The sequence below is a fragment of the Microbulbifer agarilyticus genome (assembly GCF_019800665.1).
GTDB classification, from domain to species: Bacteria; Pseudomonadota; Gammaproteobacteria; order Pseudomonadales; family Cellvibrionaceae; genus Microbulbifer; species Microbulbifer agarilyticus_C.
In genome coordinates this window covers 362,069-387,382 of the sequence record NZ_JAHVKO010000005.1, presented here as the reverse complement: position 1 = coordinate 387,382, position 25,314 = coordinate 362,069, and the positions used below count along the sequence as shown (strand labels likewise).

Here is a 25,314-nt window from a genome sequence, read left to right as displayed (position 1 = left end):
ACGGTGAGAACCGTCGCCTTTTTTTGTGCTCGAAAGAAGTTAAGCGAACCTACAGTCCGCCAGCACTCGCGATAGAGTGCGGGCCTGCGCCAACCCATTGGCTGAATTGTGGATACAGAGTGTCGAGCAATTGCCCGGTCTCCTCTTCCTGTTCTTGCTTGCGCCGTTCGTAGTCTTCAAGCAGTGCGACGTAGGTGCGGAAGCGCGACTGGATCTTGCGCACATAGTCAAAGGGTTCCTGGCCCCGCGCATAGCCATAGCGTGCCTTTTCATAGTATTTCTTGTCCGACAGCAACAGCATGGCGTTCTCCACATTGTCGAACCAGACGTTGCGGTCCCAGCCTTTTTCTTCAGCGAGGTCCTGCGCATCATACACATGGCCGAGGCCGGCGTTGTAGGAAGCCAGGGTAAACCACATCATATTTTCGGGGCTGATGCCTTTGTCTTCGAACTTGCGGTGCAGCCATTCCAGATACTTCAGGCCGGCGCGCACACTGGTTTCCGGATCGAACAGGTTTTTCTCACCCACCTGTTTGCCGGTGTCGGGCATTACCTGCATCAGGCCGCGTGCGCCCACCCAGGATTTTGCCTTGGGATTGAAGGTGCTCTCCTGGAACATCTGTGCGACGATCAAGCGCCAGTCAAAATCGTATTCATCTGAATATTTTTTCACGAATTCATCGAAGGGCGAGATGTTGCCCTCGGCGTTCAGTTCATTGATTTCGGGGCGCGTTCGTTTCGGGGAATCAAAGTACTTGTTGTAGAGTACGGCGATTTTTTTCTGTGTGCCCTTTTTGTCGAAGAACTTTTCAACGGCCTTGAGCAACTCAGGATTGTTTTCCCTTACCATCCACGCATACACGTTGTCATCAATATGCAGATCGATCAGAGCGTCGATATTTTTTCGCCAACTGTGTTCCAGTTTGACCGAAACGTCGTCGGCAATGGCAAGGTCATACTCACCATCGGCGACCTTGTCGATAATTTGCTGGATATTGAGTTCCTCCGGCGCAAGCTCAATCTTAACGCCCGGCACTTTTTTCTGCAGTTCCAGCGCGATGTCATAATGGTTCGCTGACTTCCGCACATGGATGGTTCTTCCGTCGAGCTCTTCGAGGCTGTCGATTTGGTCGTCGTCTGTCCCTACCACAACAACCCTTTCCTTCATGTAGGGTCGGCCGAAGTCCATACCGCTGTTGTCGCGGCGCTCGGTCACCGAAAGCAGGCTCGCCGCAATGTCTGCCTTGCCATCTTTTAGCATGGTGAGAAGGCTTGCGTGCGTGGGCGCGACAACGATCTCCAGGCGCAGGTCTTCTTTTTCGGCAAAATCTTTTGCGAGTTCAAATTCGAACCCAAGAATGCGCCCCTTCCACATGTAGTAGGTGCCAGGGTGATTGCGCGTCACCACGCGTATATAGCCGCGCTTCCTGATTTCATCGAGATCGCCAACCGAGCGCTGCACAACTCGGGTGAGCATGCTGTCACGTACGAATTTATTAATGGCTTCCAGTAACTTCGGCGAATCTTTACGTACCGCCCAGGCCAGCTGAAATTCTTTGGGGAGGACATAGTTGGCTTTAACGTTGTCCTTGAACTGGGTAACTAGATCGAAAGTCTGTTGCTCGACGATAGTGAAATCGAGGTTTTCTTCGGCAACGTCAACCATCAACTCGACATAATTCTCTTCTACTACCTCGAGTTTTAATTCTGGATTGTTTTCGATAAGTTTTTTGGCCACAGTTTCGAATACTGTGCCCTTGGTTACCTTCATCGTCTTGCCGGCGAATAATTTGCTATTGTCACCGCCTTTCTTGAATTCCGGAGCATCTATTCGCGATACCAGAGTTAGCTGGGTGTCCGCAGTGGGGGTAGAGAAGTCGACGATCTCTTTGCGCGCGTCAGTGATGACCATGTTGTTGGCGATGATGTCGCCCTTGCCGCTATTTAGCAGTGGCATCAGTTGATCGAAGTTTTCGGCATAGAGAACCACGGGTTCGAGTCCCAGGGTGCGCGCAAACCGTTTCGCTTCCTCAAGCTCAATATCTTGCTGGGTAGCTTCGCGGTGGAGGGTGTCCAGGTTGGAAATGTCGACCAGTATGCGTAGTATTCCGCGCTCCTTGATCGCATCAAGGTCGCCGGCTTCTTCATAATTCTTGTAGGCGTTAATCGGGTATTCGCCGGAGGTTTCCGGGCGCCATTTCGCTTCCGGACGCAGGTCGCCTCTCTGAGCCGGCATCAGTGGTTCTTCGGTGTCATCTGGTGGTTGTTCTGACGGGGTTGTCGCACTGGGTTCGGCTTGGTTTTCTGCGCTGTCAGCGGTTGTGTTTTCAAGCTGTGCCGCTGGCGCAGAGCTTTCTTTATCCGTCTTGTCCGGGGCGCCATCTGGCGGGTCCTGACGGTTGCAACCCACGCTAAGCAATATCAAAAAGGCGGCAAAACAGAAAGTTACCGCAAGACTCGGGAAACACTTGCTCGGGGAGCGGGCAGACAGCAGTTCCATGACCATGCTTCTAACACTTCCAATGACGTCTTTATCAGTCTAGCTCGTCACTCGGGGTGCGGTTTGGATGGCGGCTAAATTGGTGATTGCGGAAAATGTGGAGCGGGTCTGGGTGCTGGGCTGGGTGCTGGGCTGGGTGCTGGGCTCGAGCGGCGGGCTCGGGAGGTTGTCCCCACTTAAGAAGAGGATGGGGCAGGTGACCGGGGCCACCCGCTAATAGCAGAGAGATGGCGCCTAGGCGAATTGTGGGCGTGCTGTCTGAACGGCCGGTGCGACGGCTTGCGCGGGAATAAGCCGTTTCACCATTAACGAGACTGCCCGTTCGAGTAGCGGCGAGTCCGCCGCGATTGCGCCATTCAAAATCTGGAATTCGAGGTTCAGGATGGTGCCGTAAACAATCTGGGCAGCGGCCAACGGGTCGGCCAGTTGCAGCAGCTCAAAGAATTCCACAATCAGATTTTCAATGGACTGACTGGCCATTCGCACTGCGCGAGTCAGCTGCGGGTTGCGCAGCGCTTCATTTTTAAAGGCGAGCTCGATGATGCGATTGTCGCGACTGGCTACCTGGGTGCGTATATGGGCCAGCACAAAGCGGGTCAACTGTTGCGTCAATTGCCGGCGGCCTTCCGCTGAGTGAAGTTGCTCTTTGGGAAGTTGGCGCACTGCGGCGAAACTCTCCTCCTGGAGAGAACGCGTTTCATCGATATTTTTTTCGACGAAATAGGTGAACGCGTCGCTGATAAGGTCGTTCAGGTCTTTAAAGTAATAGGTGGTTGCGGCGAGAGGTACTTCCGCTTCTTTGGCTACGGCGCGATGGCGGATTCCACGAATACCTTCGTTCACAATAAGGCGTAGGGTACCTTCCAGAATAGCTTTACGGCGTTGACGGCTGTCGGCGCGCTGTGCGCGGCGACCTTGATAAACCAGTTCAGACTTTCCGTTGTCTAAAGTCATGGTTGCGAGACTTCCTTTGCAATGGGCGGCAAAAAGCTATTGGAAATCAGGTAATGCTTAATCCAGATGAAAATAGCGTGATTTATTGAAAGTGGGCTGCGTTGCCTTTTCACTGTCATCGGTCCCGGTCTGACTCGGTCTTATTGTTGTTTATGTTGAGAGTCTAACGAAAAGTGCTTCGTTGAATCTACGAGTAGGTTTGACTAGTCGGACGCATGTTGGACGTGCGCGCTATTTTATCCATGTATCCCCGCTTGGCTAGCCGGAAGTTGCGGTTTGTGAAAAAAATCCCATTACGGTCACTTACAAACGGCGTTTGTTGAATGATGCTTCGGAATGTATTGAAGGATGCTTCGGGTAATAGAGTAAAAGTACACTGGGCAGTTTCTTTGTGTGGCTGAAATTGATCGCGACTGTTTGCTGTGATTGGTCGATGTGACAGTCGGATTTCGCCCGAACAAGCGTAAATAGAAAAGCCGGCGGTGCGCCGGCTTTTTCGTTGTGCTCCCGAGAGAGAATTTTTTATTTATCTAAAAACGATTTTTGCTTTATAAAGAATTTTTCACGCAGTTTCTTAGGAAATCTTTCCGGTGGTGCGTACTCGCTTGCTGCCGGTGACGATGCTGGTGTTCGCCTTTTGGCGGCGCTCAATATTCGCGTCGATGGCATTTTTTGCTGCAATCAAAAGTCCAGTAACCAGGAAGGCACCGGGAGGGAGTACTGCCACCAGGAAGCCGGAGTAGTCCTGTCCGAGTACCGGCAAGGTCCAGTTGGCGGCCATGGGGCCAAGCAGTAGGTCCATATCGCTAAACAGGGTGCCCTGGCCGATGATTTCCCGCACCGCACCAATGACAATCAGTACCGCGCTAAATCCTAGCCCCATCATCAGGCCGTCCACCAGCGAGGGCAGCACCGGGTTTTTACTGGCGAAGGCATCGGCGCGGCCGAGGATGGCACAGTTGGTCACGATCAGCGGAATAAAAATACCGAGAACCAGATACAGCTCGTAGGTGAAGGCCTTCATCAACAGTTCGGCGCAGGTTACGAAGGTGGCGATGATCATGACCGAGGCGGGCAGGCGCACCGTCTCCGGCATTTGATGGCGCACCAGCGATACCGCAAGGTTGGAGCAGGCCAGTACCGCGGTAGTGGCGAGCCCGAGGCCGATGGCATTAACCACGGATCCGGTTACGGCCAGTAGCGGGCACAGGCCCAGTAGCTGGACCAGCGCGGGGTTATTTTTCCACAAGCCGTTGTGGGAGATTTCCGAATAATCTGGGGTGGCCATTAGTTCTGTTCCCCCTTGGTTGGCTCTTGCTCGTTTTCCGAATGGTTTTCCGGCTGCCTGACCTCAACCGCACGCTTGGAGACCGGAGCACTGAAAATTGCCTGTTGATGTTCGGCGACGAAGTCCAGAACGGTGCGCACCTGATTCACCACCGCCCGCGGCGTGATGGTGGCACCGGTAAACTGGTCAAAGGCGCCGCCGTCTTTCTCGACCTTCCACATATCGCGGCCCGGGTCGTCCAGGGACTGGCCACTGAACGCCAGAATCCAATCGCTCTTTTTCACTTCCACCTTGTCGCCGAGACCAGGAGTTTCCGCATGGTTGGTGACGCGTACGCCGGCAATGGTGCCATCGCGGTTTACCCCAACCAGCATTTGAATCGGTCCGGAATAACCGTCCGGGGCGACGGTGGGAATAATGACCGCATCGATGGTGCCGTCGGTTTCCCGCGCGAGGTTAATGTCGCCGCCCTCTTTCAGTCCCAGCATTGCCCAGTACTGCTTGGGGATAGGGTAGGTATCCACCAGCATATCGTTGCTGTGACGCTCGATAGGAATGATCTCGAGCAGGGCCTTGGCGGATGCCTCGCGTATGGCGCGCTCAATAGGCTCTTTGGTGGTGATCTGGGTGATTGCCAGGGTGCCGGCGGTAGCCAGTGCGAACAGCGCCAGGATGGCCGCATTTTTACCGATGGAGCGTTTCAGCATTACTGTTCCTCCAGGTCGGTGGCTTTGCGTGCGGCCTTGTGGCCATAGGTGCGGGGCAGGGTGTAGTTGTCGATAAACGGTGCGGCGAAGTTCATCAGCAGCACCGCAAACGCGACCGCGTCCGGATAGGCGCCCCAGGCGCGGATCACAAACACCAGGATGCCGACGCCGGCCCCAAAGATCAGGCGGCCCTTGTTACTGGTACAGCCGCTCACCGGGTCGGTGATGATAAAGAAAGCGCCGAGCATGGTGGCACCGGAGAACAGGTGCAGCATGGGGGAGCCTTCGCTCAGGGAGCTGCCGCCGTCGTAGAAAACGATGGAGAGTGCGGTCAGGGTCACCAGCATGGCAACCGGCGCATGCCAGGTGATCAGGCGGCGGAACAGCAGGAACAGGCCGCCCAGCAGGAAGCCGAAGTTCGCCATTTCCCAGCCGAGTCCCGCCACGCTGCCTTTGCTGAAGGCCGGTTCCATCTCGTACAGCTGCGCGAGGATGGTGGACTCGTTGTGGCGCACGATCTCCAGCGGCGTGGCGCGGGTGAAGCCGTCCACATTCATATTGCCGAAGATCAGTGCAAAGGTTTCGCTCAGGTCCGGAGCGCCCTGAATCAGTTCGGAAGCGCCGACCCAGCGGGTCATTTCCACCGGGAAGCTGATCAGCAGCACCACGTAGCCGACCATCGCCGGGTTGAACGGGTTGTAGCCCATGCCGCCGTAGAGTTGTTTGGCCAGCAGAATGGCGCTCACGCTGCCGATTACCGGCACCCACCAGGGGCAGTAGGGTGGCAGCGCGATACCCAGCAGCAGCGCGGTAACCAGTGCACTGTTGTCCTTCAGGTAAAAACCTACCGGGCGGTTGCGCAGCCGCATTACGGCAGCTTCGGTCAGCCAGGCGGCAGCGACACACAGGGCGATATTGAACAGCACGCCGGGGCCGAAATAGACTACCAGTGCCAGCACGCCGGGAATGGTGGCCGCGGCCACCTGGGCCATCACCTTCGAGGTGCTCTGGCCGGAGTGGGCGTGGGGAGATGTGATTCGCATCAGGGACATGGGAATTCTCGTATTGCGCCCGGCGTTACTCGCCGGAACCCTGCTGGGCCAATCTTTCCTGCAGCTTGGCCTGCATTTTTTCCAGTGCGGTTTCAAAGGCGCCGGTGTTCGGATCGTCTTCACTGCGGGCCTTTGCCAGGCGCGCCTCCGCCTTTTCCACGCGCTTCTTCAGCGCCTCGATCTCCGACGCGAGCTTTTCTGCTGGGCTCATACTGGCGCGGGCAGCGGCTGCGGCTTTGGCGCGCTCGATGGCGGCGCCCGCCGCGGAGGATGATGCGCTGGCCACGGTCAGCTTGTCTTCGGTGATCGATGGCTCGGCCTTTTCACCTTCACCTTCTGCTGGGGGCTGGTCCTGCGCCGGCGCGGCTACCTGCAGTTTTTCCGCCTCTGCCAACTTGTCGCGGGCTTCCTGCAGTTTCAGTTCGGCGGTTTTCAGTTGCGCTTCCAGCTGTGCTTTCTGTGCTTCTTCCGCGTCGGCGAGCTTCTGCTGCATACGTTCTACCCGGTGCTCGGCACTGGTGAGGGTGCGTTGGGCGCGGGCCAGCTGCTGCTCCGGGGTGGCCTGTTTGGCCTTTACCCGCGCCAGTGCGGCGGCGACAACGTCGGACTCCTGTTTGGCGGCCTGGGCTTCCGGGCTGCTGGCGTCCTGCTCGCGCTTTTTGCGCGCTTCTTCGGCGGCTTTCTTGCGTGCCAGACGCTTGGCTTCTTTTTCCTGCTCGGCTTTTTCCAGACGCAGCTTGCGGTATTCGAAGCGCTCGCGAGCGCGGTCCGCCTTTTCCTTTTCCTGTCGCGCCGCGCGGATATCGCCCTTGGCGGCGCGGTAGTACTGCACCAGTGGAATACTGGATGGGCACACGTAGGAACAGGCGCCGCATTCGATACAGTCAAATAGGTTGTAAGCCTGCAGCTTTTCCCGGTCTTCTGCGCGGGCATACCAGTACAGCTGTTGCGGCAGCAGGCTGGCCGGGCAGGCCTCGGCGCACAGCCCGCAACGAATACAGGCCTGGGCCGGCGGTGCTGGCGGTAATTCTTTGTCCGTGGGGGCGAGGATGCAGTTGGTGGTCTTTACCACCGGAGAAGCCTCGTCCTCGATGGTGTAGCCCATCATCGGGCCACCAATCACAATGCGCTGCAGCACGCCGCGGTCGATTCCATGGCATTCCAGAATGTGCTGGATGGGGGTGCCGAGGGGAACCTCGACATTGCGCTGGCGGCTGAGGGACTCACCCACTACGGTGGTGACGCGGCTGATCAGCGGTTCGCCCAGAGCGATGGCGCGGTAAACCGCACGCGCGGTGCCTACGTTCTGGCACACGATGCCGACATTGGCCGGTAGGCCTTCGTTGGGCACTTCGCGCCCGGTCAGGATTTCGATCAGCTGCTTTTCGCCACCAGACGGGTATTTGGTGGGGAAGGTCACCACATGGAAGCGGGTGCCTTCTGCGGCCTGTTTCATGGCCTGGATGGCTTCCGGCTTGTTGTCCTCGATACCGATCAGAACCCGCTCTGGCTGCTCCAGCAGGTGAGCGAGTATTTCCACACCCGCGATAATCTCGTCGGCGCGTTCGCGCATCAGCATATCGTCGGCGGTGATATACGGCTCGCACTCGGTGCCGTTGATGATCAGGGTGTCTATCTCGACGCCGCCGCGGGGGTTCAGCTTTACCGCGGTGGGGAAGCCCGCGCCGCCCATTCCGGCGATACCGCATTCGCGAATCTGCTCGAGCAGGTCGTCGATATTGCGGTTCTGGTAGTCCGCCACCGGAGTAAGTGCACACCACTCGTCACGGCCGTCGGTGCGAATCTGGATGCAGTCCGCCACCATACCGGAGGCGTGGGGTACCGCCATCGGCTCAATGGCGACTACCTTGCCGGACGTTGGCGCGTGTACCGGGCAGCTTACCGGGCCGTCCGCTTCGGCGATTTTCTGCCCTTTCAATACTTCATCGCCTAGCTTCACCAGCGGAATGGCAGTACCGCCAATATGCTGGTTGAGCGGCACCATGAGGTCTTCCGCCAGGGGGATGCTACCGATGGGCTCACCGGTAGACTGGTGTTTGTTCTCCGGCGGATGCACGCCGCCGTGGAAATCGTTGATCTTCAGTTCGCGGGACAGATCCCGGGCCTTGGAGCTGGCAATCAGGTGTGCTTCGCGGGCAGCGCGGCGCTCGCTGGCGCTCAATCTTTCATCTGTGTGGCTCATGCTGCACTCCGGTCATCTCTGTGCAGGTCGGGTCTGTCGCTGGCGATCAGAAGCACTCCATCTGTGGGTTTGTTCGGGTGCCACTGCTGCAGGCTGGCTTCCAGTGGCACCATATCGATACAGTCCACCGGGCAGGGCTCTACGCACAGGTCGCAGCCGGTGCATTCGTCCACGATCACCGTGTGCATCTGTTTGGCGGCGCCAACAATGGCATCGACCGGGCAGGCCTGGATGCACTTGGTGCAGCCGATACACTCGGCTTCGCGAATAAACGCCACTTTTTTGACGTCTTCGGTGCCGTGCTCCGCATCCAGCGGGGTAGCTTCCACATCCAGCAGGTTGGCCAGTTCGTTGATGGTGGCCTGGCCGCCGGGTGGGCACTTGTTGATGGCCTCGCCATTGGCGATGGCTTCGGCGTAGGGGCGGCAGCCCGGGTGGCCGCACTGGCCGCATTGGGTTTGCGGCAACAGGGAGTCGATCTGGTCGACGATGGGGTCGCCCTCTACCTTGAAGCGCACCGCGGCGAAGCCGAGCAGGGCGCCAAATACCAGGGCCATACCGCCGAGGATCAGCAGGGGCGTGGATACTTCAGATAACCATTCCATAGTCGCCTCCTTACACCAGACCGCTAAAGCCCATAAAGGCCAGGGACATCAGTCCGGCCGTCATCATGCCGATAGCGGCACCCTTAAAAGGTTTGGGCACGTCTGCCACCGCGAGGCGCTCGCGCATCGCGGAAAACAGAATCAGAACCAGGGAGAAGCCTACCGCCGCGCCGAAGCCATACAGGGTGGACTGCACAAAATTGTTGGCCTTGAGGGTGTTTTGCAGGGCAACGCCGAGAACCGCACAGTTGGTGGTGATCAGAGGCAGGAAGACGCCGAGCACCCGATGCAGCAGCGGGCTGGTCTTTTCGATAAACATACGCGCGAACTGTACCACCACCGCAATCACCAGAATGAAGGATATGGTGCGCAGGTACTCCATCCCGAAGGGCTCGAGTAAGTAGGTGTTCACCAGATAGGAGCAGATGGCGGCCAGGGTGAGGACAAAGGTGGTGGCACCGGCCATGCCGATGGCGGTTTCCAGCTTGTTGGAAACGCCCATAAATGGACACAATCCCAGGAACTGCACCAGTACGTAGTTGTTCACCAGGATGGTGGAGAGCAGGATGACGGTAAATTCGGTCATAGAGATTCCATTCTGCCCACTGCGCCGGGCCGCGGCGTGCACAACGAGGAAGAAGCGGGGTTGGCTAAACACACACTAAATAGAAGGCTCTTTAGTGTGCGCTCTTTCTAGGCAAGGCCCTAACAAGCAGCTGGCGCCGTCCTCATTGTATTGGCGCGAAGATTGCAGACCTCTCGATGGGTTCCTTCGAGCGGCGCCACGGGCCAGTGTTGCAGGTCATTTTTGCCTGATCAGGGGCGGTATTATGGGGGAGAGGCTATAGGCGTTCAACTTGCCATATATGCTGCAGTGCCCGGGAATAGCGGAATTTGTGGTTGAGGATGCACTATGAACATCGTTCTGGATGACCTTTCGGGGGAGCGCATTGCAGCGTTCCTGGCAGAGCATATCGAGGATATGCGCGCCACTTCACCACCGGAGAGCAAGCACGCGCTGGATCTGGATGGCTTGCGGCAGCCGGAGATCTCCTTCTGGTCGGTGTATGACGGCGATACGCTGGTGGGTTGTGGCGCGCTCAAGGAGCTGGCGCCGGACCACGGTGAAATCAAGTCCATGCGCACCGGGGCGGCCGCGCGCGGGAAGGGCGTTGCCAGTGCCATGTTGCGCCATATAATCCGGGAATCTCGCGAGAGAGGCTATACACGCCTGAGCCTGGAAACCGGCGCGATGGACTTTTTTGCGCCGGCGCGCCGGCTCTATCTGCGCCACGGATTCAGTGAGTGTCCGCCCTTCGCAGCATATACAGACGACCCCAACAGCGTATATATGAGGCTGCCCCTCTAAATTGGCCCTCTGAATAGCATCGCAAACGAACGACACAATCATGCAGGCTTATCTACAACACACCCCGATTATCGACTGGCAGCACCAGGATATTGTCGCCCTCGCAGCCGACCTGAAGTGCCCCTCGGGCGCCAAATTCGGCACTGCGCGCAACAGCTTTGAGTTCGTGCGTGACGAAATTCGCCACAGCGGCGACTTTGCGCTGAACCCGGTTACCTGCCGGGCCTCGGATGTGCTGAGCGCGGGTACGGGATTTTGCTTCGCCAAAAGCCACCTGCTGGCGGCGTTACTGCGAGCGAATGACATCCCCGCCGGTTTCAGCTACCAGCGCCTGCTGCTGGATAAAGCCTCCGCGCGTTTTTGCCTGCATGGCCTGAACAGTGTGTATCTGGAACGCTACGGCTGGTTTCGGGTGGATGCCCGGGGTAACAAGCCCGGTATTACCGCCGAATTTATCCCACCGGAAGAGCGCCTTGCCTACACCCCCTCAGCCGACGGCGAACGCGACCTGCCGGAAGTCTATGCGGATCCCCTGCCGCAAGTGATCCAGCTGCTGCAAAGCCAGCACAGCTACGCGGCCGTGACCGAAAACCTCCCGGACGTTTAAAAAATCCGGCGGCCGGATTACTCTTAGGCAACCTAACGGAATGCTAACGAGGAGTGATCATGTCGGATGCGAGCTATACCCCGCCTGCGGTCTGGAAGTGGGATTCGGAGAGCGGCGGTCAATTTGCCAACATCAACCGCCCCACTGCCGGTGCGACCCATGACAAGGAACTGCCCAAGGGGAAACACCCCATGCAGCTCTACTCGCTCGCTACCCCCAATGGGGTGAAAGTCACCATCATGCTGGAAGAGCTGCTGGCGCTCGGGCACGCGGGAGCGGAGTACGATGCGCACCTGATCCGCATCACCGAAGGTGAGCAATTCAGCAGTGGTTTCGTCGACATTAACCCGAATTCCAAGATCCCCGCGCTGGTAGATCACAGCACCAACCCGCCGATCCGGGTATTCGAGTCCGGCTCCATCCTGTTGTATCTGGCGGAAAAGTTTAGCGCCTTCCTGCCGCATACCCCGGAGCAGCGCACCGAAACCCTGAACTGGCTGTTCTGGCAAATGGGCGCGGCCCCTTTCCTTGGGGGTGGCTTTGGTCACTTCTATGCTTACGCACCGGAAAAGTACGAGTACCCGATCAATCGCTACACCATGGAAGTGAAGCGCCAGCTGGATGTGCTCGACCGCCAGTTGGCGGAACACCCGTTTATTGCAGGTCGTGAATATACCATTGCCGATATGGCTATCTGGCCCTGGTACGGCGCGGTACTGAAAAATGAAGCCTATGATGCGGCCGAATTTATTGAGGCGCACACCTACAAAAATGTAAACCGCTGGGTGGACGAGGTTGGTGAGCGACCTGCCGTGCAACGCGGCGCTATGGTGAACCGTGCCTGGGGTGACCCCGCCAAGCAGCTACATGAGCGGCACGATGCCAGTGATTTCGAGTTGCGTACGCAGGATAAGATCGGCGAAAACAGCGAGAACGATAACGACTAGCTGCTGAGTCGTTATTTGATGTAACGAACAGGGTAGGTGTTGGCGGAGACCACCAGAGTATTACGCTAGTTGCATAAGCGTGCGCTCCAGGGTTTCTCCAATACCTGCATTCAGTTTCAAGTCCAGCAGGTCGTCGGCGCGGGTGCGCCCCAGAGTCAACGCAGCAATGGGCTTGCCCCACTCTTTCGCATAGCGGCAGAAACGAAATCCCGAATACACCATTAACGAAGATCCCACCACCAGCAGTGCGTCGCTCGCGCGCAACGCATCCATTGCCGTATCCACGCGCTCGCGCGGAACATTGTCCCCGAAGAACACCACATCTGGCTTCAGAATGCCGGCACATTCCGGGCAGTCGGCCACACGGAAGTTACCGAAGTCCACTTCCAAATCGGCGTCGCCATCCGGCGCGGTCTCCGCGGTGTAGTGACGAAACTCCGGATTTAGCGCGTAACTGCGATCGTGTATCTCCTGGCGCACCGCGCGGTAATCGCACTGCATACAGCGAATTTCATCGGCGCGCCCGTGCAGGTCGATAACCTGCTGGCTGCCCGCGCGCTGATGCAGGCGGTCGACATTCTGCGTAATCATCAAGTGAATATGCCCGCGTCGCTCCAGCTCCGCCAGACGATAGTGCGCACCGTTCGGCGCGGAGTTGCGGATTACCGGCCAGCCAATCAGTGCGCGGCCCCAGTAGCGCTGCCGCGTGGCGGCGCTGGCCATGAAATCGCGGTGGTCCACCGGCGGATTGCGCTTCCATTGTCCGTGCTGGTCACGGTAGTCGGGAATGCCGGAGTCGGTGCTAACGCCCGCTCCGGTCAACACCGTCAGGCGCGGGTGGCGCTGGATAAAGTCCGCCAACTGCGCTGCCGCTTTCGCACTGGGTAATACGGAATCTGCAACAATGTTGTCGCCGGTGAGGGAATAGGGGGATAGTGTGCTCAGACTCATGGTTCGCGGCGCCTCATGGGTGGCTGTGGAACCGCTATTGTACCCAGTCTGCCAGCGTTGCGTGGACGCAAAGCGTGTCAGCGAATGGTTCGGTCCCGATGGAATGTGGAATGCAAATTGCTAATTACTGGGTAGATGTTGTGGATTTCTCGCGCGGATACCCAGTGTAAGGAAACCTGAAACGGAGCCACGATTATGACCGACCACCAAGAGGATGCAGAAAAATTCCTGCTCGCAGCCAAGCGCGCGGAAATCCAGGCCTTGGAACATCTTGCGGGAAGCTGCGAGCTGGTAATCCGGGTGTCCGACCTGGTGCATCAGCTGCAGCGAGAGCGTGGCATGAGTAATATCTACCTGGTCTCTGCCGGGGATCATTTTAGCGAGCAGCGTTCCAGCCAGATTCAGAATTGCCTGAGCAGTGAAGGCCGCTTCCGACATGTATTGAGAGAGCGCTATTTGAAAGATGGGCACAGTGAGCGTGTACACAACATGCGCCTGCTCAACTGCATTGCCTACTCATTACATGGCCTGGATGAATTGCGCATTCTTCGGGGTCACATCACCGCGTTTGAAATCTCCGCTCTGGAGTCTACCGATGCCTATTGCCGATTGATTGCGGGCCTGCTGTCAGTCGTGCTGGAAGCGGCGGATGTCGCCGATGATCCGGAAGTTACCCGCATACTGGTGGCACTGTTTAACTTTATGCAGGCCAAGGAATTCTCCGGGCAGGAGCGCGCTTGGGGAGCAATTGGATTTGCCGGCAGCCGTTTTGATGAGAGCCTGCACGAGCGCATCAGGCAACTGCAGCTATGCCAGCGGCAAAGTGTGGATGTATTTCTTGAGTACGCTGGCGAGGCGGATACTGTGCAATGGCAATTCATCGAACAGAGTCAGCCGAGTCAAGACCTGCAGCGGTTACGAGAAGTGATTGCGGGTTTGAAGGATGGAGAGCCAATCGCGGCTGAGATTAGCGAGGTGTGGTATCAATTGGCCAGTGCACGGATTGATGCCATGCACGGTCTGGAGGATACGCTCACCGAACAGCTGCTCAAAGTAAGCCGCAAGCGTGTTTCCGGCGCCCAGTCGGAATTGGGGCAGCACTATGCGCAGTTACAGCGGATGAAGTCCATGGACTGGAATCGTTTACCGACACTGGCGGTATTGTTTGATCCGCAGTTGCCAGGGCTTTACGGCGGCAGAGCGTCTGCTGGCGTCTCCACATTGCACGGACAGCCACTGGCGCATTCACTTTATGGCCTGATTCGTTCGCAGGTGGAACATATCCAAAGAGTGAGCGCCGAGCTGGAAGAAACCCGCAAGACGCTAGTCGAACGTAAGCTGGTGGCGCGTGCGAAAGGCTTATTGATGAAGAGCCTGCGCATGAATGAGGATGATGCCTATCGCACCATGCAGCAGCGTGCCATGGACATGAACCTCAAGCTGGTTGATATCGCGCAACGGATTGTGGACGCCAGTGCCGAGCAGCGTCTTGGCCCGGTGGGGGCAGCGAGCCGGGCAGTTAGCGAAACCGAACACGGTAGCGGTCGCTAGAAATTCCTCAGCGTCAGATACCAGTTCACCAGCGAGCGGGTGGAAGGTTTGTTGTAAACCCGCTGAATGATGAAGCCCGCGGCAAACGCCCCCAGCATCGCGAGAGGTAACGGGATTCGGTTTGCCTGGGTTAGCGCCTGCGCCTTTTGCTGCTCCATCAGGCTCAGGGCGCAGCGGCGTTGTTTTTCCAGCGCTTGCCGGCGTTGTTCAATCTGTTTGTTTAAAGAGCGCAGTGACATTATCGAGCGCCTCTTGAGCTTGCTTGCGTGATTCGTCGAATCCCAGAAGATTCTTCAGGCGATTGATCGACAGTAACAGCACGGTCAGGATGATGATCTGGGACAACATAAAAATGCCGAAGCCAATATAAATGGACTGGAAATAGTAGTAGCCGAGCAATCCCAGTCCCGCGCACAGGCTCACAATCAACGCGATTGCCAGGAAGAACAGGAACAGCAGCATGATGACGATACGCTTTCCCGCTTGCAGGGTGCGTTGGAATTCCAGCTGTACCAGACTCGTCAGGTTTTCTGCCCAGGCCGAGGCAAGAGTCATGGTGGCTTCCGCGCGGTCACGAAGCGTATTGAACTCGTCTAGTAGTGATTCTGCCTGCGGTGTGTCTACGGCCGCTTGAGGTGATGCACCTTGCGACTCTTGCGAAGAGGCATTGGGCTCTGGATCGTGATTGGGGTCAGCCGATTGATTCGAATCGTCATTCTGATTGCCGGGGGCTGCCATCAATCAATACCTCGATCAGTGTGTGTGATGTCGGGCGGACGTGCGGTAGTCAGTGATCGTTATGCCGCTAAGCATAACCACTGCCTGTGCATGACACAGGCAGTGGTTACGTATTTAGAAAATTGTAGGTCAATTGACGTTATTTTAGGATTTTTGCGATCAGCCAGCCGGCAGCGAAGGCGCAGCCCACACTGACAAGCGGATGAGCCTTGATCTGATTCTCCGCACGTTCGGCAACGTCGTGCGCGCGCTGCTTACCTTTCTCCATACCATCGTGGGCACGAGCCTTCACGGTGTCTGCAGTTTCACGAGCACGTGACTTTAACTGCGAGGCGGTCTCGTGGGCTGCCTCGCCCGCAAGATTGTATGCCTGATGCAGCTTGTTGTGACTGGAACCTGAGTTAGGCGCTTTTGCTGTTGCCATGGTGTTACCCTCCGATAGCAATCAAGGTGAGCGCGAAGGTTAATCAGGAATGTTTGTGAATCAAACTGGTTATTGCCGAATGTGTCAAAACGGTATTAGCAAGAGGCTGACTAGAGCGACAAAGCATAGCTGGGTAGCGGGTGCCTTTTAAAAAACCAGAGTTTGATGACTGCAGCGTTTTGTCTGTTGGTGACTCGTGTGTGCTGGATCATTCAATAAATTTGGGGGAATGGGCGTTCCGGATTCTCCCTAAGGATGCACCGGAACGCAGCAGGGTGGTGGTTAGCCAGCACTACTCGGTTGGCTTGCATTTGGGTTTAAGGCCCTGCGAATAACAAATTGCAATTGCTCCTTGTGCGCGCGCGAAGCGGGATTGTTGCCGGTACTCTTCAATTGCGCATCAATCTGTTTGAGCGAATAGCGAGCGATGGCCTGCGACTGCTGCTGGCGGGCGCTGTCTTTGCTTGCGTTGGCAATGGCAATCAGTCGATTGATGTACTCTCGCTGCAGGTTCTGACGGAAGGTATCTACGTTGCCGGTCGCATCCGCGGAGAAAATCGCCAGGTTCAGGTCGGCGTACAGGTCGGTCATAGAATACTCATTGCCATACAGGCTCGAATCCTGCACTCGCTTAAGCACCACCGGGTTGAGAAGATGATCGAGCACGGACTTCTGAATATTCAGAACCAAGTCGTGTACCTTCGGGTCTTCTGTTTTGCCGTAAAAGAAGAACCAGCGGCGCTGTTGCTGCATCTCTTTGATGAGTTCGGGGGAGAGTATCAGCGCGTCAGGCCCGAACACATATTCCTCAAGTACTGACATTGCGCGTTTCTGCTCGGTGGCCGCTATCGGTCGGAACGGATCGTTTCCGCCTTCCTGGCCGACCATAGCGCGATCTACCATCACCCCGCCGATGTAGCGCGAAACTACCTTGGCGGCACTTGCATAGTGTTGCAGGGCGACGTTTGCCCCATTCACCAGTTCCTGACGCGACTCCCCTTGCTTCAGCAGGCGCTCTGGAAGTGAATTGAGAATCTTCTGGCTGAGACGGAATTGGTGCTGCGCATAACCGATACCGTCGCCGCTCATGTCATTGATCATGATGCGCGGATCGATACCGGCGCCCGGCGCTCGCATATCATCCGCATCATTACCGAATGCCAGTGCCGGATCGGTGGAGCGGGCGAGAATGTTACTGAGACGCTGGGCTTCTTCTGCCTTATCTACCGCCGCAGGAGAATAGCCATATTCAATGGCCCAGCGATCGTAGGCTCCCGGTGCCACGTTGTAGAACTGCTCCTGACTGCCCTCGCTGATGGACAGGTTGGGGGCCGGGTAATCCATGACGGAAGCGGTGAGGCCCTGTTTGCGCGTCGTCTCACCATCAAAAATCGAGGTCAAAGGCTGATACTGGCTGGCGATAAAGTTGTGGTTTAAGCCGAGCGTGTGTCCCACCTCGTGCAAAATCAAAAAGTAGAGAAATTCTTCCGAGAATCTGCTGGTGGTTGCTTTATCGGCGCCACTCGCGGCGAGCGCTGCTGCACCAAATGCCGCACCTTGATAGATCGGCATATGGGGCTGCGCCATGGGATGGAAGTTACCGTCGGCAGCAGCGGAGTGGCTGGCGGGTACATTATAGATCTCTTCCATTCGCGACCGGTTTTGCATCGCCACCAGCTCGAGCATGATGTCCGCTCCCAGGATTTGTCCGGTGCGTGGGTCGGCAATGCTCGGGCCCAGTCCGCCGAACAGCGGCTGAGGTGAGGCGGTCCAGCGCAATACGTTGTACCGCAGGTCTCCCGCATCCCAGTCAGCATCGTCTGGCTGTACCTTGACCTGGATAGCATTTTTGAAGCCGGCTTGCTCAAAAGCCAGGTTCCAGGCGAGGGTGGCATCACGGATAGTGTCCCGGTATTCCAGCGGCGTAGTATTTTCGATCCACCAGACAATGGGATTTACGGGCTCGGAAATCTCGGCCAGTGGGTTCTTTTTGACCAAATGCCAGCGATTGATGAAGTCACCATAGGGCGCGGCGCTGTCAGAGGTCAGGACCTGCCTGAGCGTAGAAAAGTATCCCAGGCGCGGGTCATCGCGGCGGGGTGCAAAATCATTGTCCGGTGCCTGAATCAGAATATGGCGAATACTGAACGCGAGGCTGCGCTCATCGCTCAGGGCATAATCTTTGATGTTCAGACCGAACTCTTTCGGTAACACCGGCTCCGGGTTGTCATAGACATACTCCACTACGACATCGGTATTTTGTGCGTAGTTGTGCAGGCTGGTGAAACGGGTCTTGTCACTGTTTAGCTTGCCAAGGGTCAGGCGGGTGCCCGGCTTTTCCTCGGGGTTGGGAGAGGGTTTTAGCTGACGTAATGAGTCGTTAAGAAACAGCGAATCAATGTTGACGAAAACTGCGCCGCTGGCTTCATCCTCTGCCTCGATTTTCAGGGCGGCAAGTATCGGGCGGTTCAGGTTTGCATGGCTTGCGCGACTTACCGGGTTTTCCTTGTCGTGCACAAACACAGTGTTTTCCTGCCGCACGTGAATTTTGTCGAAGTGTTTCTCGAAGCGGATAATGCGCGGTTCAAAGTACATCCCCATGGTGTGGAGGATGTTGCTGCCCGGAATTCCGTTGCTCACCTGCATATGGTGGATGATTTCTTTGTTCAGCTGATTCGGCGCAAGCTTTAAATAGACGCTACCGGTGACGGTGTTCTGATAAAGGTCGAAAAGCCCGCTGATTTGCTCGCTATTATCAGTGATTTCCGCGACCGGTTTGAGGTTGGATTTCGCGCTTTCTGTATTTTCTTTTGGTGTGCTGTCGCCGCATGCGGCGACAATCGCGGCAAGTAGGGCGAGCGAAATAATTTTCACTATTCGCGCTGGAGTAGTCATGACGTTTATCCTTGTTTTTTGATGGGCTGATATCACAGGTCTGCAAACAGCCTTACCCCTCCCTGTTGACTACTCGAGTAAATCAAATCTTTTGTTGGCCTGTCCAGAGTCCGAAACGGCGTGGCCAGCGGATTACAATTGCTACATAAATGCACTACTGACAGGTAAGTTGTTTTCGCGAGGTATTTTGCGTGCCATTTCTGGCTGAAATGTCGGGAGGAATGCCAGTGAAAGTGTATCGAGGGGATAAATAGCAGGATAAATGGACGCCGGAGACTTCAGTTATCGGCACGAAAAAACACCGCTGTAGCCTGAAGCAACAGCGGTGTTTTTAGATCGTCAGGTATCGGTTTGCCACGCAACAATGTTCTGGGTCACCCCATCGAGCAAGCGCTGCCGGCTCTCGCGGCTGATCCAGGCATTGTGTGGGGTGATGATGAGGTTGGGGGTATCGTTTGCCAGCAAGGGGTGATCCGCCGGTGGAGGTTCCACGCTGACCACATCCAGTGCAGCGCCGCCAATCTCGTGGTTTTTCAGTGCGGCGATGAGGGCGGCCTCATCTACCAGTCCACCGCGGGCGGTGTTGATCAGGAAGGCGGTTTCTTTCATTGCGGACAGGAACTGCTGATTGACCAATTGATCGGTTTCTTCGGTCAGTGGGCAGTGCAGGCTGATTACATCCGCTTGCTTAATTACTTCCGCGAGCGGTGAACGCCCATCTCTTTTCTCGCCGGTAAACGACTCCGCAATCAACACCTTCATACCGAGCGCCTCACCTAATCGCGCGACTTTTTGCCCGAGGTCGCCGTAGCCAATAATGCCTAGCACTTTGCCATCGAGCTCGATCACCGGATAGTCGAGGCGACAGAAAACCGGGGACTCTGCCCAACGGCCGCTACCGACGTCGCTATGATATTGGTGCCAGCGGGTGGCGAGTGCCAGAATCAAGGCGAGGGTATGTTGCGCGAGGGAGGTGCCGGTGTAGCCGGTAACATTTTTTACCGGAATGTTGCGGGCAGCCGCCGCATCCAGATCGATATTGTTGGTGCCGGTGGCACACACACAAATCAGTTTTAAATTCGGTGCCTTTTCGATGAGCGCGCGGTCGAGCACTACTTTATTGGTAATCACCACGTCCGCGTCGGCAATACGCTGTGCGGTCTGCTCTGGTGTGGTGGTTTCAAAAAACTCCCACTGATCCAGTGTGCTTTGCAGAGCGGAGATATCCAACTCATCTAGCTTCATGGTCAGGGTATCGAGAAATACACCGCGCATTGTTGGCTCCAAAGTTTAAGGTTTTAACGTTTCCGGCTGTGTTATTGCGAGCGAGCACTGCGGGTTCGCAGCGCTGGTCGGCAGGGTAGGACTGCTGGCGGGGATGGTAAACCGTTCAGGCCGGTTTGGCGATTGGGTGTGCTTGCAGTGTGGTTAATCGTGCACAGCGCGATCGGGCTATTTTATCGCTGCTGCCAGTTCTGCTGAGGGTGCCGTGTTGCCAGCAAAGCGGGCAACGCTATAAACCAGGCTTGCCAGCAGCAGTACTTCGCCGCCGTTGCCCGGGGCCATTCCCAGCAAACTGGAAGGGATAGCCGCGGCAAAGAACATGATGGTCGCACCGAGCGCCATCCACGGCCACCCTAGCTGGCGCCACAAGCCGATGCCAACAATGAGAGTGAGCAGTGTGGCGACAATCGAAGGAATAGGTGGGCCATTGCCGGCCACCGGCTGCTGCCCCTCAAAGCACAGTTGGGTTGGGTGCAGGTTGGAGGTGTAGCGCAGGGTATCGTCAAAGCATGCGGGCACCAGTTCCAGGCCGATAAGCCCTTCATAAACGCCGACCAGAATCATCATCGGAACAAGCAGCCAGATAAGCCGGTTCCAGTTCGGGCCCTGGGCCCAGCGCAACCCAGCGGCCTGTGCGGCTTTGCTTGCCACGATCAACAGCAATGGGGTGAGAAAGGCATGCATGACAAAGCGCGGCCAGCTCAGGCTTTCGAGCAATGGGCCGATGCCGATGGATGCGCCGATCGACAGGATGATGTTGTCGTAAGTGAGCGCGGCGCAGACAAGGGCGACCAGCACAGCACCGGGGGCACGTTGGGATTTCCACAGAGTGAAGGCCCAGGCACACAGGGTGGCATGGCAGAGTGCGTAGATAGGAAAAATGACTGCGGACATTGTTGGCCTCGAATCGTTTGTCCCGTTGCTGAGTGTCAGTATCTGCTCGACACGGCAGCGTTATTAGGATGTTACTCCATTGGAAGCAGCGGGAGGCGTCCTGACAAGGACATTTGTCAAAAGCGAGGCGGTCGCTGGGGGAGCCGAGAGGAGGGGATGGCAGTGCTCGACCTAAGGTCTAAGGTGCTGGCAGCAGGCGTTGAGTAGGTGGCGAGTAGGAAGTGAAACAGCGGGTGGGGCAGCATGGCTGCCCCACCACGGCGGGAAGTTAAGAGGGTGGCTTACATTACCCGCATGCCCGGCTGCGCACCTGCATGAGGCTCCAGGATCCACAGGTCTTTGCCACCCGGTCCTGCCGCCAGCACCATACCTTCACTCACACCAAAGCGCATTTTGCGTGGTGCCAGGTTGGCAACCATTACGGTGTGCTTGCCGATCAGGTCTTCCGGGCTGTAGGCGCTCTTGATACCGGCGAATACATTGCGGGTTTCGCCACCCAGGTCCAGTGTCAGGCGCAGCAGTTTGCCGGCACCTTCCACGTGTTCCGCATTGGCGATCAGCGCGATGCGCAGGTCCACCTTGGCAAAGTCGTCAAACTGGATTTCGTCCGCCAGCGGGTCGTCTGCCAGTGGGCCTTTGGCTGCCTCGGTGTTGGATTGGGTCTCGGCCTGCAATTGTGCCAGGGATTCTTTTGCGGCTTCTTGCACGGCTTCCACCTGAGTTTTTTCTATGCGCTGCATCAGCGGCTTGAATTTGTTGATGGTGTGGCCGGCCAGCGGCGTCGTCGCGGTGTTCCAGTCCAGTGCCACACCGAGGAATTCCTCGGCTTTCTTCGCGGTTTCTGGCAGTACTGGGGCCAGCCAGCTGATCAGCGCGCGGAACATGTTCACGCCCTGCGAGCAGATCGCCAGTACTTCTTGTTCCTTGCCTTCTTCCTTGGCCAGAGACCAGGGGGCTTTTTCCGCAATCCAGGCATTGGCGGCATCCGCCAGTGCCATGATTTCGCGGGTGGCGCGGCTGTATTCGCGCGCTTCAAAGAAATCGGTAATGCGCGGGGCCGCTTCCACAAACTGGTTCCACAGCACCGGGTCGGCCAGTTCACTGGACAGGGCGCCGCCGGACTTGCTGACAAACTTGGCGGTGCGCGAGGCAATGTTCACAACCTTGCCCACGAGGTCTGAGTTCACCTTGGCGATAAAGTCTTCCAGGTTGAGGTCCAGGTCGTCCACGCCGGCGGTCAGCTTCGCTGCGAAGTAGTAACGCAGGTATTCCGGGTTCAGGTGGTCGAGGTAGTTGCGCGCATTAATAAAGGTACCGCGGGACTTCGACATCTTCTTGCCATTGACGGTCAGGAAGCCGTGTACACACACCTTGGTTGGGGTGCGGAACTGGGCAGAGTCGAGCATGGCCGGCCAGAACAGCGCGTGGAAGTTGACGATGTCCTTGCCGATAAAGTGATACACCTCGGCGGTGCTGTCTTTTTTCCAGTACTCCTGCCAGTCGAGACCTTTCGCATCGCAGTAGTTTTTCAGGCTCGCCATATAGCCGATCGGCGCGTCCAGCCATACGTAAAAGTATTTGCCGGGGGCGTCGGGGATTTCAAAACCGAAGTAGGGCGCATCGCGGGAGATGTCCCACTCCTGCAGGCCTTCGTCCAGCCACTCGGACAGCTTGTTCGCCACTTCACTTTGCAGGGTGCCGGAGCGGGTCCACTGTTTCAGGAAGTCGGTGAAGGCCGGCAGGGTAAAGAAGAAGTGCTCGGACTCTTTCTCCACGGGCGTCGCACCGGAAATAACCGATACCGGGTTGATCAGCTCGGTGGGGCTGTAGGTCGCGCCGCACACTTCACAGTTATCGCCGTACTGGTCTTCGGACTTACAGCGCGGGCAGGTGCCCTTGATGTAGCGGTCCGCGAGGAACAGTTCTTTCTCCGGGTCATAGGCCTGGGTAATGGTGCGGGAGGCAATATGGCCGTTCTCGCGCAGGCGCTTGTAGATCATTGCCGACAGTTCGCGGTTCTCGTCGGAGTGGGTGGAGTGGTAGTTGTCCACACCGATCAGGAAGTCGGCGAAATCGCGCTCGTGCTCCGCCTGCATGTTGGCGATGTGTTGTTCCGGGGTGATACCCAGTTGTTCGGCCTTCAGCATGATGGCAGTGCCGTGGGCGTCGTCGGCGCACATATACAGGCACTGGTTGCCGCGGGCGCGCTGGAAGCGGGCCCAGATATCGGTCTGGATGTACTCGAGAATATGACCCAGGTGCAGGGAGCCGTTGGCATACGGCAGGGCACTGGTGACGAGAATGTTTCTGGGCTGATTGTCGGTTTGAGACATCATGGATTCCAAAGGCTGCGAGATTAGTCTGTGTGGATTCTTTGATTGGGCGGCCGTGGGCCTGAAAGAGCGCGGAATATAGCAGAAATGGGGCTTGTAAGGCACCTGCCGGCGACGCACGCCGCCCTTTGCGGGACTGCCGGGTCTGCACCGAATAGTCTGTACTGAATTCTGTACTGGGGCGTCTCTTGTGTTCACGCCAGAGCTTGACCACAATGCCGCCCAAATTCCAGAGCCAGTGAGGATGCTGCCGTGAACGACGACCACCAAGACCATGAAGACTTCTCTCCCGCGGTTACGGAACAGCTTGAGCAGGTAGCGGCGGCGATTGGCGCCCTGGAAGATCCGGCCACCGCCCTGCCGCTGGATGCGCTGGATGCCGATATTGAGGTGGGTTTTGATGGCGACAAGACCATATTTACCAGTGTGACCCTCGGGTACCCCTGCGCGAGCCAGCAGCAGGCATGGGCGGAGCGTGTGCGCGCGGTCTGTGCGCCGGTCCTTGCAGGCGGGCCTCTGGCGGGCAGCACGTTGAACTTTGATCTGTTTTTCGACATCCCGCGTACTGATGTGGGAGAGGTGCCCGAGCCGCTCAAGGCCGTGAAACACATTATCGCGGTCGCGTCGGGTAAGGGCGGTGTGGGCAAATCCACTACCGCGGTGAATCTGGCACTGGCGCTAGCGGCAGAAGGCGCCGCGGTGGGTTTGCTGGACGCGGATATTTATGGGCCGAGCCTGCCGACCATGCTCGGTACCGAGGGCACACGCCCCGAGGTGAAAGGTGGCAAGTTTTTTGTGCCGGTTCCGGCGCAGGGTTTGCAGACCATGTCGCTGGGCTATTTGCTGACCGAGGATACCCCCGCCGTATGGCGCGGCCCCATGGCCAGCGGCGCGCTGAACCAGATGTTGACCCAGACACTCTGGGGCGAGAGCACAGAAGATGGCGAACTGGATTACCTGATTGTCGATATGCCGCCGGGCACCGGCGATATTCAGCTCACGCTATCGCAGAAGGTTGTTCTGGCCGGCGCGGTCATTGTGACCACACCGCAAGACTTGGCTTTGGTAGACGCGATCAAGGGCGTGGAAATGTTCCGCAAAGTATCCGTGCCAGTGCTCGGCATTGTGGAAAACATGGCCCTGCACACCTGCTCCAAGTGCGGTCACCAGGAGCCAATTTTTGGTGCTGGTGGTGGCGAAAAAATGGCGGCGGATTACGACACGCGCCTGCTCGGGCAGTTGCCACTGGCGATGTCTATTCGCCAGCAAACGGATGGTGGCAAACCCACCGTGGCGGCTGAGCCGGAGGGTGCGGTGGCGGCACTGTACAAACAGGTAGCGCGTGCCGCTGCCGCTCAAGTGTGGTTGGCCGCTGACTTAGAAGAGGGTTTACCCGAGATCGATATGGAGTAATCGGTTCCACGAAAACACGTTGGGTTCCACCTCAACGCCTGAATATACTCGTTGGCGGCAAATGAATTACTCCTTTGATCACTTGGGCGAACCGAGAAACCTGCTGTATCGCAATAAACAGCAATAAACGGGTTTCGCCCAGTGCATAGCGGCATCGATCCGCTCGGTGAGCCGGTACAGGAGAAGGCAGTGAGTTTTCAGGTTCGATTTAATGCGGCCACGCGCGTGGTGAATATCGGCTTTTTCGACCGGGTGGACGGAGCCGAAAAACATGCCGCCGTGCGCCAGGTGGCCGAGAAGTACGGCCACCTTCACCCGCTACTGGTGCTGGCCGACGTGCGCAAAGCAGATATTGATATGTCGGTAGAAGAGCGGCGCGCACTGGGCAGCTACATTGCGCACCTGCCGGGAATCAGCGAAGGGCGCTTTGCGGTGTTACACGCGCCCGAATATAACGCCAACGTGGTGATCGACAGCGCTGCCCGCAAAGAGGGCCTGGCGCTAATGGAATTTGTTACCGAGCAGGCAGCGGAACACTGGTTGCTTGGGGACGAACACTGAAGGCCCCGCTTGTGCAGGGATCAGTGCATCGTTTTTTG

Annotated in this window: 22 protein-coding genes; 6 read left to right on the top strand and 16 right to left on the bottom strand. The window is 57.2% G+C overall.

The genetic code is table 11. The annotated features are described in order from the left end of the window. Positions 1-49 precede the first annotated feature (49 nt). From KUV22_RS14435 to rsxA, 8 genes are all read right to left on the bottom strand, one after another. The gene (locus tag KUV22_RS14435) at positions 50-2,500 is read right to left on the bottom strand and encodes an MltF family protein (protein ID WP_261319558.1); all 2,451 of its coding nucleotides are present in this window, start codon (positions 2,498-2,500) and stop codon (positions 50-52) included. A gap of 234 nt (positions 2,501-2,734) precedes the next feature. Continuing rightward, complete coding sequence (locus KUV22_RS14430; RefSeq protein WP_222232230.1) at positions 2,735-3,454, bottom strand: TetR/AcrR family transcriptional regulator; 720 nt, start codon at positions 3,452-3,454, stop codon at positions 2,735-2,737. A gap of 574 nt (positions 3,455-4,028) precedes the next feature. Further along, a complete protein-coding gene (locus KUV22_RS14425) occupies positions 4,029-4,742 on the bottom strand; it encodes an electron transport complex subunit E (protein WP_222232228.1) in 714 nt (237 codons plus the stop codon). Next, positions 4,742-5,449 (bottom strand): electron transport complex subunit RsxG, encoded by a 708-nt coding sequence (gene rsxG, locus KUV22_RS14420; RefSeq protein ID WP_222232226.1) that lies wholly within the window; start codon positions 5,447-5,449, stop codon positions 4,742-4,744. The genes KUV22_RS14425 and rsxG overlap by 1 nt, the downstream gene beginning before the upstream one ends. Beyond that, positions 5,449-6,501 carry an electron transport complex subunit RsxD gene (rsxD, locus tag KUV22_RS14415; RefSeq protein WP_222232224.1) on the bottom strand — a complete coding sequence of 351 codons (1,053 nt, stop codon included), beginning with the start codon at positions 6,499-6,501 and terminating at the stop codon, positions 5,449-5,451. The genes rsxG and rsxD overlap by 1 nt, the downstream gene beginning before the upstream one ends. Before the next feature lie 25 nt (positions 6,502-6,526). Then, positions 6,527-8,704: an electron transport complex subunit RsxC gene (gene rsxC / locus KUV22_RS14410; RefSeq protein WP_261319557.1), complete on the bottom strand. Its 2,178-nt coding sequence runs from the start codon at positions 8,702-8,704 to the stop codon at positions 6,527-6,529. Then, complete coding sequence (rsxB, locus tag KUV22_RS14405; RefSeq protein WP_077406312.1) at positions 8,701-9,309, bottom strand: electron transport complex subunit RsxB; 609 nt, start codon at positions 9,307-9,309, stop codon at positions 8,701-8,703. The genes rsxC and rsxB overlap by 4 nt, the downstream gene beginning before the upstream one ends. A 10-nt stretch (positions 9,310-9,319) precedes the next feature. Beyond that, positions 9,320-9,895 carry an electron transport complex subunit RsxA gene (gene rsxA / locus KUV22_RS14400; RefSeq protein WP_010132630.1) on the bottom strand — a complete coding sequence of 192 codons (576 nt, stop codon included), beginning with the start codon at positions 9,893-9,895 and terminating at the stop codon, positions 9,320-9,322. A gap of 327 nt (positions 9,896-10,222) precedes the next feature. Between rsxA and KUV22_RS14395 the strand changes: the two genes are divergently transcribed. Genes KUV22_RS14395 through yghU form a run of 3 tightly spaced genes read left to right on the top strand, consistent with a single transcriptional unit; the run spans position 10,223 to position 12,232 of the window. Beyond that, positions 10,223-10,678: a GNAT family N-acetyltransferase gene (locus KUV22_RS14395; RefSeq protein WP_222232222.1), complete on the top strand. Its 456-nt coding sequence runs from the start codon at positions 10,223-10,225 to the stop codon at positions 10,676-10,678. 40 nt (positions 10,679-10,718) lie between these two features. After that, positions 10,719-11,285, top strand: a complete 567-nt coding sequence (locus tag KUV22_RS14390; RefSeq protein WP_222232220.1) for a transglutaminase-like domain-containing protein — start codon at positions 10,719-10,721, stop codon at positions 11,283-11,285. Positions 11,286-11,344: 59 nt separating this feature from the next. Beyond that, a complete protein-coding gene (gene yghU, locus KUV22_RS14385) occupies positions 11,345-12,232 on the top strand; it encodes a glutathione-dependent disulfide-bond oxidoreductase (RefSeq protein WP_222232218.1) in 888 nt (295 codons plus the stop codon). Between the two features lie 60 nt (positions 12,233-12,292). Here the strand turns inward: yghU and KUV22_RS14380 are convergent, their stop codons facing one another. After that, the gene (locus KUV22_RS14380; RefSeq protein WP_222232216.1) at positions 12,293-13,183 is read right to left on the bottom strand and encodes an NAD-dependent protein deacetylase; all 891 of its coding nucleotides are present in this window, start codon (positions 13,181-13,183) and stop codon (positions 12,293-12,295) included. Between the two features lie 195 nt (positions 13,184-13,378). Here KUV22_RS14380 and KUV22_RS14375 point away from each other — a divergent pair, with 195 nt between their 5' ends. Then, positions 13,379-14,734 carry a nitrate regulatory protein gene (locus KUV22_RS14375; RefSeq protein ID WP_222232214.1) on the top strand — a complete coding sequence of 452 codons (1,356 nt, stop codon included), beginning with the start codon at positions 13,379-13,381 and terminating at the stop codon, positions 14,732-14,734. Here KUV22_RS14375 and KUV22_RS14370 read toward each other — a convergent pair. The 7 genes from KUV22_RS14370 to metG all read right to left on the bottom strand — a co-directional run bounded on the left by KUV22_RS14370 (position 14,731) and on the right by metG (position 23,302). Further along, positions 14,731-14,973, bottom strand: a complete 243-nt coding sequence (locus tag KUV22_RS14370) for a hypothetical protein (protein ID WP_222232212.1) — start codon at positions 14,971-14,973, stop codon at positions 14,731-14,733. The two genes, KUV22_RS14375 and KUV22_RS14370, sit on opposite strands and share 4 nt — an antisense overlap. After that, a complete protein-coding gene (locus KUV22_RS14365) occupies positions 14,942-15,472 on the bottom strand; it encodes a hypothetical protein (RefSeq protein ID WP_222232210.1) in 531 nt (176 codons plus the stop codon). The genes KUV22_RS14370 and KUV22_RS14365 overlap by 32 nt, the downstream gene beginning before the upstream one ends. A 139-nt stretch (positions 15,473-15,611) precedes the next feature. Continuing rightward, complete coding sequence (locus KUV22_RS14360; RefSeq protein WP_222232208.1) at positions 15,612-15,896, bottom strand: DUF883 family protein; 285 nt, start codon at positions 15,894-15,896, stop codon at positions 15,612-15,614. A 282-nt stretch (positions 15,897-16,178) separates the two neighbouring features. Beyond that, positions 16,179-18,791 carry a zinc-dependent metalloprotease gene (locus KUV22_RS14355; protein WP_222232206.1) on the bottom strand — a complete coding sequence of 871 codons (2,613 nt, stop codon included), beginning with the start codon at positions 18,789-18,791 and terminating at the stop codon, positions 16,179-16,181. A 339-nt stretch (positions 18,792-19,130) separates the two neighbouring features. Further along, positions 19,131-20,066: a D-2-hydroxyacid dehydrogenase gene (locus KUV22_RS14350; RefSeq protein WP_222232204.1), complete on the bottom strand. Its 936-nt coding sequence runs from the start codon at positions 20,064-20,066 to the stop codon at positions 19,131-19,133. A 177-nt stretch (positions 20,067-20,243) separates the two neighbouring features. Beyond that, entirely contained in the window at positions 20,244-20,969 is a 726-nt protein-coding gene (locus KUV22_RS14345) for a hypothetical protein (protein ID WP_222232203.1), read from the bottom strand. Between the two features lie 281 nt (positions 20,970-21,250). Beyond that, a complete protein-coding gene (gene metG / locus KUV22_RS14340) occupies positions 21,251-23,302 on the bottom strand; it encodes a methionine--tRNA ligase (protein WP_222232201.1) in 2,052 nt (683 codons plus the stop codon). Between the two features lie 252 nt (positions 23,303-23,554). Between metG and apbC the strand changes: the two genes are divergently transcribed. After that, positions 23,555-24,715: an iron-sulfur cluster carrier protein ApbC gene (apbC, locus tag KUV22_RS14335; RefSeq protein WP_315857560.1), complete on the top strand. Its 1,161-nt coding sequence runs from the start codon at positions 23,555-23,557 to the stop codon at positions 24,713-24,715. 189 nt (positions 24,716-24,904) lie between these two features. Then, positions 24,905-25,276 (top strand): hypothetical protein, encoded by a 372-nt coding sequence (locus tag KUV22_RS14330; protein ID WP_222232199.1) that lies wholly within the window; start codon positions 24,905-24,907, stop codon positions 25,274-25,276. Positions 25,277-25,314: the final 38 nt, after the last annotated feature.